The organism is Nonomuraea glycinis (assembly GCF_014646515.1).
Taxonomy (GTDB): Bacteria; Actinomycetota; Actinomycetes; order Streptosporangiales; family Streptosporangiaceae; genus Nonomuraea; species Nonomuraea glycinis.
Window position 1 is genome coordinate 296,275 of sequence record NZ_BMNK01000007.1, and the last position, 12,973, is coordinate 309,247.

The 12,973-nt window shown below is 71.9% G+C and carries 12 protein-coding genes and 1 riboswitch; of the genes, 6 read left to right on the forward strand and 6 right to left on the reverse strand.

Features of this window, described 5'->3' with window-relative positions:
- Positions 1-31 precede the first annotated feature (31 nt).
- From IEY87_RS21895 to IEY87_RS21905, 3 genes are read left to right on the forward strand one after another with little or no spacing between them, the layout of a single operon-like run.
- Positions 32-1,741: an ABC transporter ATP-binding protein gene (locus IEY87_RS21895; RefSeq protein WP_189140585.1), complete on the forward strand. Its 1,710-nt coding sequence runs from the start codon at positions 32-34 to the stop codon at positions 1,739-1,741.
- Positions 1,738-3,465 (forward strand): ATP-binding cassette domain-containing protein, encoded by a 1,728-nt coding sequence (locus tag IEY87_RS21900; RefSeq protein ID WP_189140586.1) that lies wholly within the window; start codon positions 1,738-1,740, stop codon positions 3,463-3,465. Before IEY87_RS21895 ends, IEY87_RS21900 begins: the two co-directional genes overlap by 4 nt.
- Positions 3,462-5,441, forward strand: coding sequence for a prolyl oligopeptidase family serine peptidase (locus IEY87_RS21905; protein WP_189140587.1), 1,980 nt, complete (start codon positions 3,462-3,464; stop codon positions 5,439-5,441). Before IEY87_RS21900 ends, IEY87_RS21905 begins: the two co-directional genes overlap by 4 nt.
- Positions 5,442-5,475: 34 nt before the next feature.
- Here IEY87_RS21905 and IEY87_RS21910 read toward each other — a convergent pair whose 3' ends face one another.
- The 3 genes from IEY87_RS21910 to IEY87_RS21920 all read right to left on the reverse strand — a co-directional run bounded on the left by IEY87_RS21910 (position 5,476) and on the right by IEY87_RS21920 (position 7,911).
- Positions 5,476-6,081: a response regulator transcription factor gene (locus IEY87_RS21910; RefSeq protein WP_189140588.1), complete on the reverse strand. Its 606-nt coding sequence runs from the start codon at positions 6,079-6,081 to the stop codon at positions 5,476-5,478.
- A gap of 273 nt (positions 6,082-6,354) precedes the next feature.
- Entirely contained in the window at positions 6,355-6,876 is a 522-nt protein-coding gene (locus tag IEY87_RS21915) for a snapalysin family zinc-dependent metalloprotease (RefSeq protein ID WP_189140589.1), read from the reverse strand.
- 87 nt (positions 6,877-6,963) lie between these two features.
- Positions 6,964-7,911 (reverse strand): methionyl-tRNA formyltransferase, encoded by a 948-nt coding sequence (locus tag IEY87_RS21920; protein ID WP_189140590.1) that lies wholly within the window; start codon positions 7,909-7,911, stop codon positions 6,964-6,966.
- Between the two features lie 113 nt (positions 7,912-8,024).
- Here IEY87_RS21920 and IEY87_RS21925 point away from each other — a divergent pair, with 113 nt between their 5' ends.
- From IEY87_RS21925 to IEY87_RS21935, 3 genes are all read left to right on the forward strand, one after another.
- A complete protein-coding gene (locus IEY87_RS21925; protein WP_189140591.1) occupies positions 8,025-9,326 on the forward strand; it encodes a lysine N(6)-hydroxylase/L-ornithine N(5)-oxygenase family protein in 1,302 nt (433 codons plus the stop codon).
- Positions 9,327-9,354: 28 nt separating this feature from the next.
- Entirely contained in the window at positions 9,355-9,567 is a 213-nt protein-coding gene (locus IEY87_RS21930; RefSeq protein ID WP_189140592.1) for an MbtH family protein, read from the forward strand.
- A 231-nt stretch (positions 9,568-9,798) separates the two neighbouring features.
- Positions 9,799-9,945: riboswitch (cyclic di-AMP (ydaO/yuaA leader) on the forward strand.
- Between the two features lie 13 nt (positions 9,946-9,958).
- Positions 9,959-10,681 carry a glycoside hydrolase family 25 protein gene (locus tag IEY87_RS21935; protein WP_189140593.1) on the forward strand — a complete coding sequence of 241 codons (723 nt, stop codon included), beginning with the start codon at positions 9,959-9,961 and terminating at the stop codon, positions 10,679-10,681.
- Between the two features lie 101 nt (positions 10,682-10,782).
- Here the strand turns inward: IEY87_RS21935 and IEY87_RS21940 are convergent, their stop codons facing one another.
- The 3 genes from IEY87_RS21940 to IEY87_RS21950 are packed head-to-tail and all read right to left on the reverse strand — an operon-like array spanning position 10,783 to position 12,870.
- Positions 10,783-12,054 (reverse strand): cytochrome P450, encoded by a 1,272-nt coding sequence (locus IEY87_RS21940; RefSeq protein ID WP_189140594.1) that lies wholly within the window; start codon positions 12,052-12,054, stop codon positions 10,783-10,785.
- 1 nt (position 12,055) lies between these two features.
- Positions 12,056-12,256, reverse strand: a complete 201-nt coding sequence (locus IEY87_RS21945) for a ferredoxin (protein ID WP_189140595.1) — start codon at positions 12,254-12,256, stop codon at positions 12,056-12,058.
- The gene (locus tag IEY87_RS21950; protein WP_189140596.1) at positions 12,256-12,870 is read right to left on the reverse strand and encodes a TetR family transcriptional regulator; all 615 of its coding nucleotides are present in this window, start codon (positions 12,868-12,870) and stop codon (positions 12,256-12,258) included. The genes IEY87_RS21945 and IEY87_RS21950 overlap by 1 nt, the downstream gene beginning before the upstream one ends.
- Between the last annotated feature and the right edge of the window lie 103 nt (positions 12,871-12,973).

The following is a 12,973-nucleotide window of genomic DNA, read 5'->3' on the forward strand; positions in this document are numbered from 1 at the left end:
ATCTTCCAGCTCTGACGCGAGGAGGCCGAGGGTGCTCGCCGGAGACCGGCTGGTCATGCACGCGGTACGGCGAAACGCACCGTGGACCGCGATCCTGGCGGCCACGGCCGTCGGGGGCGCGGCCGCCGAACTGGCCCTGCCGTACATGGCGGGCCGGACCGTCGACGCGTTCGTCGTCGCCGACCCCGCGGCCGTGCGGTGGCTGGCCGGCTGCGCCGCGGTCGTCGCCTGCGTGGTGCTCTGCGAGAGCCTCGGCATGTGGGCCGGTGGCGTGACCGGAGCCCGCGCCGCCGCCCGGCTGCGCCTCGGCATGCTGCGCCACGTGCTCGGCGTCGGCCCCGCCGTCACCCGCCGCTTTCCCGAGGGCGAACTCGTCACCCGCGCCGGGCTGAACGCCGAGGAGGTCGCGCGGGCCCCCGAGTCGGTGACCGGCGCGCTCGCGCTCCTGGTGCCCACCGCCGGTGCGCTGGTGGCGCTGACCCTCATCGCGCCCGTGCTCACCCTGACCCTGCTCGCCGGCATCGTCCTCATCCTGATCGTGCTGAACACCTTCCTGCGCGCGACCACCACGATCGCCGGCGGCTACCAGGAGGCGCAGGGCGAGCTGGCCGCCGGCCTCGTGGAGGCGCTCGGCGGGGCGCGCACGATCGCCGCCGCCGGGACCGAGGACCGGGAGGTGCTCCGGGTCCTGCGACCGCTGCCCCGGCTGCGGCTGCACGGCATGCGGCTGTGGCGCGCCAACGCCACGGCGGGGGTGCGCGCCGGGCTCGTGGTGCCACTGGTGGAGGTGGCCGTCCTGGCGGTCGGCGGCTTCATGCTGGCCGCGGGCGACCTCACGGTGGGTGAGTTGTACGCGGCCGCCAGGTACGCGGTGCTCGGCGCCGCCCTGAGCGGCGCGCTCGGTCCCATCGGCGGCCTGGCCAGGGCGCGGGCCGCGGCCGGGCGGATGGCCGAGGTGCTCGCCGTGCCGCGGACCCGCCACGGAAGCCGGGCACTGCCGTCCGGGACGGGCGCCATGGAGTTCCGCGACGTGACGGCCGCCGGCCTGACCGTGCCGCGACTGGTCATCCCGGGCGGTTCCCTCACGGCCGTGGTCGGGCGGTCAGGGTCGGGCAAGTCGCTGCTCGCGGCGCTCGCGGCCCGGATGGCCGACCCGGACCGCGGCACGGTCCTGCTCGACGGGATCCCACTGCCCGAGCTGACCGGCCCTGAGCTCAGGCGAGCCGTCGGCTGCGCCTTCGAACGTCCGGTCCTGGTCGGCGACACGCTCGCCGACGCCATAACCCTCGGCCGCCCCACCCCGGACGACGCCGTGCTCAACGGTGGGCCCGACGGTGGGCCCGACGGTGTGCTCGACGCTGTCACGGTGGCGGCGCGCGCCGACGGGTTCGTCAGGCGGCTGCCGCACGGGTATGCCACCCGGACGATGGACGCGCCGCTGTCCGGTGGCGAACGCCAGCGCCTCGGCCTGGCCCGGGCCTTCGCTCAGGGGGAGCGGCTGCTGGTCCTCGACGACGCCACGTCCAGCCTCGACACCGTGACCGAACGAGAAATCGGCCGCGCGCTCGCAGACGGCCCCGGCGGCCGCACCCGGCTGGTCGTCGCGCACCGCCTCGCCACGGCCGCCCAGGCCGACCAGGTCGTCTGGCTGGAGGACGGTGCCGTACGCGGCCAGGGACCGCACCGCGAGCTGTGGCGCGATCCGGCCTATCGGGCGGTCTTCCAGGGGGAGGAGCCATGAGGGCACTGTTGTGGCGCGCGCTGTGCCGCGAGCCGCGTCAGCTGGTCCGGATCTGCCTGTGGTCGGTGCTGGAGGCGGCGCCCGCCTTCCTCATCGGCCTCGCGGTCGCCCGGGCCATCGAGGACGGTTTCGCCGCGGGCAGGCCGGAGATCGGACTGGTCTGGCTGGCGGCGCTCGGCGCGGCCTGGGCCGTGGCCGCGGTGGCCGCCCGCCAGATCGTGCTCGCGGTTGCGGCCGTGGCGGAGCCGTTCCGCGACGACCTGCTCGCCCACGTCGTCGGCGGGGCCGTTCGCCGCGCCGCCGCCGCGTCGGGCGCCCGGCAGGACAGCGCCGCCGTCACCCGGGCCGGCCTGCAGGTCGAGCTGGCCAGGGACGCCTTCGCGGCCGTCGTCACCACCGTGCGAGGCTTCGCGTTCACCGTGCTGAGTGTGGCGCTGGGCCTGCTCACGCTGGCGCCGGGGGCCGCGGCGCTGGTGCTGCCGCCGTTCGCGGCCGGGCTGGTCCTGTTCCTGGCGTCGCTGCCACTCCTGGCCCGTCGGCAGCGGGCGTTCCTGCTGGCCGACGAGCGGCTCGCCGAGGCGATGACCGCGATGGCCGGCGGGCTGCGCGACATCGTCGCGTGCGGCGCGGAGGATCGCCAGAGCGCCAGGATGGCCGCCCACGTCGATGACCAGGCGTCCGCCGCGCGCGCCCTGGCCAGGGCGACCGCCGTCCGCACCGCCGCGCTGGGCGTCGGAGGCTGGCTGCCCGTGGTGCTGGTGCTCGCCGGTACGCCGTGGCTGCTGAGCGGTGGGGCGGGTGCCGGGGTGGTCGTCGGGGCGCTGACCTATGTCGCCCAGTCACTGGCCCCGGCCCTCGGCGGGCTGGTGCACGGCCTCGGGGTGAGCGGCGTCCAGCTCGCCGCCACCCTGGAGCGGATCACCGCCGTCCCGCCATCACCCCCGCCGCCGGTCCGCTGTCGGCCCGCGTCGGCCGAGGTGCGGCTCCACGAGGTCACGTTCGCGTACGGCCGCTGGTCCGCCCCGGTCGTCGACGGCCTCTCGCTGTGCGTTCCCGAGGGTGAGCACCTGGCCGTCGTCGGGCCGAGCGGGGCCGGGAAGTCCACGCTGGCAGCCATGATCAGCGGGCTGCTCCGCCCTGACGCGGGCCAGGTGCTGATCGGCGGTGTCCCCGCGGACCAGGCCGAGCACGCCGCCCGGGTGCTCGTCCCCCAGGAGGCGTACGTCTTCCGCGGCACCCTGCGCGAGAACCTCGCCTACCTGCTCACCCCGCCGGACGGCCGGGCGGAGGGCGATGACCGGCCGGACGGAGCGGAACCGAGTCAGTCCGAGCTCGAGGCGGTGGCCGACGCTCTCGGAGCCGCCGATCTGGTGGCGGCCGTGGGAGGGTACGACGCCCGCCTGGACCCGGGCGCGCTGTCGGCGGGACAGCGGCAGCTCATCGCGCTGGTGCGCGCCTACCTGTCACCCGCCCGCCTGGTCATCCTGGACGAGGCCACCTGCCATCTCGATCCCGCCGCCGAGGCGCGGGTCGAGCACGCCTTCGCCGCCCGCGGCGGCACGCTCGTCGTCGTCGCCCACCGCATCACCTCGGCCCGGCGCGCCGGCCGCATCCTGCTCATGGACGGCGGCCGGGTCCAGGCCGGCGTCCACGACGAGCTCGTACGGACCGCATCCCTGTACGCCGACCTGGTCGGCCACTGGCAATCGGAGCCCGTGTCATGAGATATCCGGCGGCAACGCGACTGCCCCTCGTCGAGGACCTGCACGGTCACCGGGTCCCCGACCCCTACCGCTGGCTGGAGGACCCGCACGATCCCGCGACCCGGGCCTGGCAGGCCGCCCAGGACCGGCTGTGGCGCGACAGCGCCGCAGGACTCCCGCTGCGCGAGCGGTTCGCCGCCCGCCTGACCGAGTTGGCCGCCACGGGGCTGGTCACCGCTCCCGTCTGGCGGGGCGCGCGCCGCTTCCACCTGTCCCAGTCCGCCGGTCAGGAGCATCCGGTGCTCAGCCTCGACGACCAGGTGATCCTCGATCCGATGCGGCTGGACCCCAGTGGCCTCACCACGCTCGACGACTGGCAGCCCGACCTGGACGGCCGGCTGCTCGCCTACCAGCTGTCCAGGCGCGGCGACGAACGGGCCGACCTGTACGTCATGGACCTCGGCACCGGCCGGGTGGTGGACGGCCCGGTGGGCGGCTGCCGCTACTCCCCGGTCGCCTGGCTGCCCGGCGAGGCGGGGTTCCTCTACGTCCGCTTCCGTCAAGGGGTCTACCTGCACCGCCTCGGGGAGCCGGACGACGTCCAGGTCTTCAGCCGCGGCGCGGTGCCGTACGGGGTGCTGATCGACGCCAGTGGCCGCTGGCTGACGATCTCCGCGGGCACCCGGACGGGGAACGACATCTGGCTGGCCGACCTGTCCACCTGCTCCGCGCGGCGGCCCGAGCTGCGCGTCGTGCAGGAAGGGTTGGAGGCCGGCACGGCGGCGGCCGTCGGCCACGACGGGCGTCTCTACCTGCTGACCGACCAGGGGGCGCCCCGGCGCAGGCTGTGCGTGGCCGACCCGGCGGCGCCCGACGCCTGGAAGGAGCTGATCTCCGAGGATCCCGAGGCGGTGCTCGGCGCTTTCACCGTCCTCGACGGCGACCGGCTCCTGGTCTCCCGGACCCGCCACGCGATCAGTGAGATCGGCGTCCACGACGCCGTCAGCGGGACCCGGCTGGCCACCGTACCCATGCCCGGCAGCGGAACCGTCACCTCGCTGACGTCCCGGCCGGGCGGCGGCCACGAGGCGTGGTTCGGTTACACCGATGCCGTCACCCCCGCCGAGGTGTGGCGCTACGACGCGCGCGAGGAGCGGGCCGTCAGGTGGGCCGCGGCGCCCGGCCACGTGCCGCTGCCCGGGGTGGAGAGCCGGCACGTGGAGTACCGCTCCGCCGACGGCACGCTCGTCCGCATGGTCGTCTCCGCGCTTCCAGGGCGACAAGGGCCCCGGCCGGCGATCCTGACCGGTTACGGCGGGTTCGGCCTGCCGCTGACGCCCGGGTACGCCGCCGACTCCCGCGCCTGGGTGGAGGCCGGCGGTGTGCTGGCGATCGCCGGCCTGCGCGGCGGCGGCGAGGAAGGAGAGGCCTGGCACCGCGACGGCATGCTGGACCGCAAACAGAACGTCTTCGACGACTTCGTCGCCGCCGCGGAGAGACTCGTCGCGGACGGGTGGACGACGCCCGACCGGCTGGCCGTCTGGGGCGAGTCCAACGGCGGTCTGCTCGTGGGCGCGGCCATGACCCAGCGGCCCGGCCTGTTCGCCGCGGTCGTCTGTTCCGCTGGCCTGCTCGACATGGTCCGTTACGAACGCTCCGGCCTGGGCGCTTCCTGGACGGCCGAGTACGGCTCCGCCGGCGACCCCGGGCAGTTGCCCTGGCTGCTCGGCTACTCGCCCTACCACCACGTCCGCGACGGGGTGGACTACCCGGCGACACTGTTCACCGTCTCAGGAGCGGACTCCCGGGTCGATCCGATGCACGCCCGCAAGATGTGCGCCGCCCTGCAGCAGGCCACCTCGGGGGACCGGCCGATCCTGCTGCGGCACGAGCCCGACGTCGGCCACGGCGCCCGCGCGGCCAGCCGCTCCATCACGCTCGCGGCCGACATCCTGGCCTTCGTGGCCGACCGCACCGGTCTGATCGCACCGGTCTGATCGCACCGGTCCGGACTGGTCAGGGCCGGGCGGTTCAGATCCAGCCTGACTCGCGGGCGATGCGGATGGCGTCTATGCGGCTGCGCGCGCCGAGCTTGGCCGTACTGCGATGAAGGTAATTTCGGACCGTTCCTTTGGACAGGTACAGCGAGGCGGCGATCTCCGACACGGACGCCCCCTCGGCGGCGGCGCCGATCACGTCGAGCTCGCGCGCCGTCAGGGGCGCGTCGGGCGGGGTCATCGCGGCGATGGCGATCTCGGAGTCGATGACCCGCTCGCCACAGGCGACCCGGCGGATGGCGTCGGCCAGTTGGCCGGGCTGCGCGTCCTTGGCCATGAACCCCCGCACGTGCGCGTCGAGCGCCCGCCGTAGCAGCCCCGGCGTGCCGACGCCGGTGAGGATCAGGACCCCGCAGCTGGGCAGCTTCTGATGCAGCTCGCCCGCGGCGACCAGACCCTCCTTGCCGGGTAACCCGACGTCGATCACCGCGACGTCCGGCCGGACGGCACACGCGGTGGCGAGGATGCGATCACCGCGATCCACCTCGGCGACGACCTCGATGTCCTCCTCGTACGCCAGCAAAGCCACGATCGCTCCGCGCACCAGATGCATGTCCTCAGCGAGCAGAGTTCGGATCACGGTTGTCCTCGTGGGTCAGCCTGCAAATCCTTACCGATCACAGCAGCCACAGGGCGCCGTCCACGGCCAAAACGTGCCCGGTAAGGTAAGAAGTATGCACAGAAAGTAGGAAAATCACCGCCTGGACAACTCGCCAGGAGATCGAGCCCGGACGGCCGCCCGGCGCGAGCGTGCCGCCGGGCGGTGGGGTGGCCCTGGAGCACCTCACCCCGGCGAGCGGAGATCGCCGGGGCTGTCCTCCCATGGGAGGAGCGGTGGGCTGACGGACCCCGGTCAGCGGTCCACGTGCACGCTGCCGAACGTCACCTGCGGGGTGCTGCCGGCGAAGTTGCCGTCCACTTCGGCCCGTTCGGCCGCGCTGGGATTCGGGTTGGTGCAGCTCACCCCGGCGCTGGAGCCGGACATCAGGTCCGAGCAGCGGCCGGTACGCCGGTCGGGCAGGCCGAGGATGTGGCCGATCTCGTGGGTGGCGATGCGCACCGGATGGTAGCCCTGGTCGGTGGCCTGCCTGCCCATCCAGATCGTGCCCCGGCCCAGGCTGGTGGGCAGCGCCCGGGGCCAGCCGTTGTCGGCGCGCACGGTGAAGTGGGCGGGCGTGCCCGGTTCCAGCCGGACGTTGGAGACGCTGGAGTTCCAGATCTGCGCGGCCTGGTCCACCGCGCCCCGGAACTCCGCCGCCCGGCTCGCGTCGTACCGGAGCACCCTGACCATGGTGACGGCCTGGGCGGGGGAGCTGACCAGAAGGCAGGAGAGGGTGAGCAGGAGGGAGAGGGCGAGTCGAAGGGGGCTTGGCATGGGGGGGCTCCTCCAGGAGTGGCGACGCTGTCACGGTATGCGTGACACCCCTGGGAGGAGACCTGGCAATTTGCCCCTATCGCGGTGTTATGCCCCCCGGGTGAGGTAGCCGCCCATGGTGCGGAAGAGCTCGGTGGCGGGCAGGTCCGTGCCGTCCTCGGTGCGGACGCGTTCGATCACCAGCCCGTGGCTGCGGCCCCGGCGCGCCTCCGCGCCGGCGACGATCACCACGCCGTCGCCCTCGCGGATGAAGACCCGGCCGGGGGTGCCGCCGTAGATGCCCTGGGACACCGAGGCCTTCAGCACGCGGACGCGCCGGCCCTTGTAGTGGGTGAAGGCGTTGGGGTAGGGGTCGGACTGCGCCCGGACCAGCCGCGCGATGTCCTCGGCCGGCCAGGTCCAGTCGATGTCGCCGTCCTCGATCGACCGCTTGTGGAAGAAGCTGGCCTTCGACCGGTCCTGCGGCGTCCAGTCGGTCCGGCCGGAGGCGATGAGGTCGAGCGCCTCGGCGACGATCGGGCCGATCAGGTCGACCGTGCGGTGGAACAGGTCGGTGGCGGTGTCCTCGGGCCCGACGGGCACGGCCCGCTGCACCACGATGTCACCGGCGTCCAGGTCCTCGTCCATCATGTGCGCGGTGACGCCGACCTCCTGCTCGCCGTTGATCAGCGCCCAGATCAGCGGCGAGAAGCCCGCGTAGGCCGGCAGCAACGAGTCGTGCACGTTGAGGGTGCCGTGCCGGGGCAGGCGGAAGATCTGCGGCGGGATCCAGGTCCGCCAGTTGTTGGCGACGATGAGGTCCGGGTCGGCGTCCTTGAGCCGGCTCATCAGCTCCTCGTCGTCCGGCCGGTCACGCAGCAGCACGGGGACGTCGTGCGCCTGCGCTAACTCGGCGACCGAGTCGCTCCAGATCCTCTCGTACGCGTGATCGCTCTGGGGGTGCGTCACCACGAGCACGACCTCGTGCTCGGAATCCAGCAGGGCCTGGAGGGTCCGGTGCCCCCAGGTCTGGTAACCGAACATCACGACCCGCATGGGTGTCTCCTTGTCGAGGGGATCTGATCGGGTTAGGCTCGCCTTAATTAGGCCAGGCTAACCTAATAGAGCTGGGTCATCCACCCCTGAATCGGTCCGTCAGGAAGGCATACATGTCCGCTATGGAGCAGCACGTCCACGATCTCGTAGGCATCGGCTTCGGGCCGTCCAACCTCGCCCTGGCGATCGCCTTACGTGAGCACCACGCGCGGACGGGCCAGTTGATAGACGCCGTGTTCCTCGACAAGCAGCCCGCGTTCGGGTGGCACCGGGGCATGCTGCTGGAAGGGACCACGATGCAGGTGTCCTTCCTCAAGGATCTGGTCACCATGCGGAATCCGGCGAGCGAGTTCAGTTTCCTCGCCTATCTCCAGGACAAGGGGCGCCTACTCGACTTCATCAACCACAAGACGATGTTCCCCTCCCGGATGGAGTTCCACGACTACCTCGAATGGGCCGCCGCCCCCTTCGCCGACCAGGTGCGGTACGGCTCCGAGGTCATCGCGGTCACCCCGGTGGCCGTGGCCGGGACGGTCGAGTACCTCGACGTGGTCGTCCGCCAGGGTGACGGCACGCTGACCACCCGGCGCACCCGCGACCTGGTCCTCGCGGCCGGGCTCGAACCGATCCTGCCGGAGGGGATGGTGAGCGACGAGCGGATCTGGCACAGCGAGGAGCTGCTCGACCGGCTCCCCGGCCTGCGCGACCCGCGCCGGATCGTCGTGGTCGGCGCCGGGCAGAGCGCCGCGGAGGTGACCGGCCACCTGCACACCACCTTCCCGGACGCCGAGGTCTGCGCCGTCTTCACCAAGTACGGCTACACCCCGGCCGACGACAGCTCCTTCGCCAACCGCATCTTCGACCCGGAGGCGGTCGACCACTTCTACGCCGCGCCCGACGAGGTGAAGTCGCGGCTGCTCGGCTACCACGCCTCCACCAACTACTCGGTGGTGGACCTGGAGGTCATCGACGAGCTCTACCGCCGCCACTACCAGGAGAAGGTCCGGGGCACCGAGCGGCTGCGCATCCTCAACGCCTCCCGGCTCGTCGAGGTCGAGCCGGGCGCGACGGACGTGCGCGCCACGGTGGAGTTCCTGCCGACCGGTGAGCGGACCCCGCTGGACGCCGACGCCGTCGTCTTCGCCACCGGCTACCGCCCGGCCGATCCGCTGACCCTGCTGGGCGCGATCGGCGAGCACTGCGACCGGCTGCCCGGCGGCGGGCTGCGGGTCGGCCGCGACTACCGGATCGCGACGTCGCAGGCGATGCGCTGCGGCATCTACGTGCAGGGGGCCACCGAGCACACCCACGGCCTCACCTCGACGCTGCTGTCCAACACCGCGGTCCGGGTGGGCGAGATCGTCCAGTCGATGGCCGACCGGCTCCGCAGTCCGCATTACGCCTTCTCCCGTTGAATCGCGCCGCTTCAGGAGGAATCCGTACATGAGCACCAACCCGTTCGACGACCCGGAAGGCCGCTTCCTGGTTCTGGTCAACGCCGAGGGGCAGCACTCCCTGTGGCCCGCTTTCGCCGAGGTGCCCGCCGGGTGGACGGTCGCCTTCACGGAGAACAGCCGGCAGGCGTGCCTGGACTACGTCGAGGCCCACTGGACCGACCTGCGCCCGCGCTCGCTCGCCGAGGCGATGGACGGCTGACCTCCTTCGCCGTTCAAAAGATCTACCCATAGGCGGGAATCCCTGACAGGCCAGGGGCTCCGGGGTTTAAAAGTGCCTATGTCGCCATTTGCCCCTCTTGCGGGCAAATGGGGGTTTATATACCTTCAGCGTCATTGCGGCAGCGGAAACATGGTTTTCCCTCGACCATCCATTGCCGAATCGTTGACCGGACCGCGCGCTGCCCTGGTGGGACCCCCTGCCAGCCAGGGCAGTGCGCGGCCGCCTAATCCGCTCGCGCGGAGCCGGGGACCCACTCTTTTCCGGGGTGAATCGGATGCCAGCCCACCAGCTGCGTCCGTAGGGCACTTTCCAGCCCGAACCCGTCAGCTAACCCGGTAGGCGGCATGGAAGCAAGGAGTCAAACCCCCTCATGCGCAACCCCCGCCTGCGCCCGTACCTCGCCGGGTCGGCCCTCGTCGCCGCGAGCCTGCTCATCGCCGCTCCCGCACACGCGGCACCACCGGAGAACGCGCCCTCGGCCCAGGAGCGGTCCATCCCGCTCACCTACGGCCAGGACGTCTCGAACCACCAGCCCCACCACGACTGGAACGCCAGCCCCGCGAAATTCGGCATCATCAAGGCGACCGAGGGCGTGACCTTCCGCGACCAGACCTTCGCCCGGCACTGGCAGGAGCTGGACGCCAAGGGCATCGTGCGCGGCGCCTACCACTACGGTCATCCGGGCAACGACCCCGTCGCCGAGGCCGAGCACTTCCTGTCCATGGTCGACTCCCAGCCCGCCAAGCGCGGCGACCTGCTGGTGCTGGACCTGGAGACCACCGACGGCCGGTCCGTCGCCCAGGTCAACAGGTGGGCCAAGACCTGGCTGGCCCACGTGAAGGCCAAGACCGGCACCACCCCGATGTTCTACAGCGGCTGGAAGTTCGCCAACCGCTACGGCAAGGGGCTGGCCGAATACCCGCTCTGGGTCGCCCACTACAGCAAGGCCAAGGGTACGGTCACCCCGCCGGCCGACTGGAAGTCCTGGGCCATCCACCAGTACTCCGACAACCCCGTCGACCAGAACGTCTCCCCGCTCACCCCTCGCCAGCTCCGCGCCCTCGGCCGCACCGCCGTCAAGGGCGGCCGCTGAGAGTCGAGGCGCCGTCGCGGCCGGCTCGTCGCCGTGCGAGCCGGCCTCGTCCTTCCTCTCGGCCTCGGCTCCGTCGGCGCCCGCGTCGCGGCGGCCGGGGATCAGGCGATGCGCAGCGGAAGCGTACGAGGTCCGCGCACCTGACCCTTCGCCCAGGTCACCCCCGAAGGGTCGTCGAGGCTGAAGCTCGGGATCCGCTCCAGCCAGACCTCCAGGGCGACGCGGAGCTCCATCCGCGCCAGGTGGGAGCCCACGCACCGGTGAATGCCGAGTCCGAACGCGGCATGCCGGTTGACCTCACGGTCGATGACGACCTCGTCCGCCCGGTCGAACTGCGCCGGGTCACGGTTGGCCGCCGGGAACGACAGCAGCACCCAGTCCTCGGCCTTCATGTCGACGTCACGCCAGCGCATGTCCTGCTTCACCAGCCGCGCCATCGTCACCGGCGCGTAGGCCCGCAGCATCTCCTCCGCCGCCGTCGGCACCATCTCCGGCTCGGCGACCAGGCGCTCGCGGTCGGCCGGGGTCTTGGCCAGATGCCACAGCGAGGCGCCGATCGCGCTCCACGTCGTGTCGATGCCGGCGATGAGCAGCAGGGCCATCGTGCCGGCCACGTGCTCGGACTGCAGCTTGTGGCCGTACAGCTCGGCGTTGATCAGGTAGGTCGTGAGGTCGTCGCGCGGGTCGTCGAGGTGGTCGTGGATCTGCTTGTAGAGATAGTCGAACAGCTGGTTGAACGCCTCCATGCGCTCGTCCTGCGGGTTGTTGACGCCTTCGAGCGTGTTCTCGATGAACACCTTGAACTGCGGCGCGTCCTCGGGCGGGAAACCGAGCATGTCGGCGATCACCCGGATCGGGATGTGCTGCGCGTAGTCGTGGGCGGCGTCGACGACGGGCCTGTCCCCGAAGGAGTCGATCAGCGAGTGACAGAACGCCCTGGTCGCCGCCTCCCGCTTGGCGACCGCCGACCTGGTGAACACCGGCAGCAGCAGCTTGCGCGCGCCGTGGTGGAACGGCGGGTCGGAGGAGATCGGCGGAATGGCGCCCATCGGCGCGAGGTCGAGCGGCGGCCGGAAGTTGCTCATGACGACCGAGCGCGAGGAGAAGCGCTCGGTGTCGTAGGCGATCTCCGCCACGTCCGCGTAGCGCGTCGGCAGCCACGCGCCGCCGAACCGCTCGGTGTGCGCCACCGGGCAGCGCTGCCGCAGGTCGTCCTGGATGGTGTAGGGATCGGCGGCCCACTCGGGCTCCACATGGGAGAAGTCGGTCGCCCAGTCGGCCACCGGGCCGGTGACGACCTCGTTGCGCGTCCCGGCCGGTTGATCCGGATCCGAATCTCGGTGGTCTTGGGTGAAGCGGTCGTCAACGGCCATGTCAGCTCTCCTCGGACAGGTCGATCGCGCTCTCCGGACAGTTCGACCTCGCCAGGCGCGCCGTGTGCACCTGGGCCGGCTGTACGACGCCGTCGCCGGGCACCGTCCCGTATCCCTCGTCGTCCTCCCCGAACAGGTCCGGGGCCAGGGTGTAGCAGCGGCCGTGCCCTTGGCATCGCTGGGGGTCGATGTGCGCTTTCACTACAATGCTTCCCTCTGTGCGGCTAATGACGGTACGGCCAGAACGGTCACGATACGGGTGAGCAAGGCGGTCCACTCCGCGTCGTCGACCGTGTGCAGTTCCGGTGTGATCAGGGCGCTGCCCATCGACAGCAGCAGGCAGAAGTGGGCCACCGCCGCCGGCGACACGGCCGGGTCGAGCTCGCCGCCGTCCTGGCCTTTGCGGACGAGGTCGGCGATCCAGTCGGCGCGCTCACCCAGGTAGTCGCGCATCGGCCGCGCCACCTCCTGGTCGCGACGGGCCGCGACCAGCGCTTGGACGATGAGGTGGCAGGAGGCGTCGCCCCGGCGGGGGAGCCACCGGCCGACGGTGACGAGCAGGTCCTTGATCGGCCGGTCGGGATCGGCGGCGACCAACTCGGCGAGCAACTGCCGCCCGTGCGCCCGGATCGCCGCCACGAGCAACTCGGCCTTCGACCCGAAGTGCGCGTACAGGGCGCCGTTGCTCACGCCCGCGGCGGCGGCGATGTCGGCCACCCGCGTGCCGTCGTACCCCCGCTGCGCGAAAACATCGGCGGCGGCCCGCAGCAGCCGCGCCCGCGTCTCGGCGGCGGTGACGCCGGCGATCCGTCCCATGAATGAATTAAAAGATCATTCATTTGATTCGTCAAGCACAAATCCGACTAAATCACCTTTTGTGGCTAGCGCACTTGCAGATGTCAGTACGGCAATCAAGGTG

Bases quoted from the DNA above. Each gene is read 5' to 3' on its own strand.
- IEY87_RS21930 (WP_189140592.1), top strand. From the start codon at position 9,355: ATGAGCACCAACCCGTTCGACGACCCGGAAGGCCGCTTCCTGGTTCTG.
- IEY87_RS21920 (WP_189140590.1), bottom strand. From the start codon at position 7,911: ATGCGGGTCGTGATGTTCGGTTACCAGACCTGGGGGCACCGGACCCTC.
- IEY87_RS21915 (WP_189140589.1), bottom strand. From the start codon at position 6,876: ATGCCAAGCCCCCTTCGACTCGCCCTCTCCCTCCTGCTCACCCTCTCC.
- IEY87_RS21935 (WP_189140593.1), top strand. From the start codon at position 9,959: ATGCGCAACCCCCGCCTGCGCCCGTACCTCGCCGGGTCGGCCCTCGTC.
- IEY87_RS21925 (WP_189140591.1), top strand. From the start codon at position 8,025: ATGTCCGCTATGGAGCAGCACGTCCACGATCTCGTAGGCATCGGCTTC.
- IEY87_RS21905 (WP_189140587.1), top strand. From the start codon at position 3,462: ATGAGATATCCGGCGGCAACGCGACTGCCCCTCGTCGAGGACCTGCAC.
- IEY87_RS21940 (WP_189140594.1), bottom strand. From the start codon at position 12,054: ATGGCCGTTGACGACCGCTTCACCCAAGACCACCGAGATTCGGATCCG.
- IEY87_RS21950 (WP_189140596.1), bottom strand. From the start codon at position 12,870: ATGGGACGGATCGCCGGCGTCACCGCCGCCGAGACGCGGGCGCGGCTG.
- IEY87_RS21900 (WP_189140586.1), top strand. From the start codon at position 1,738: ATGAGGGCACTGTTGTGGCGCGCGCTGTGCCGCGAGCCGCGTCAGCTG.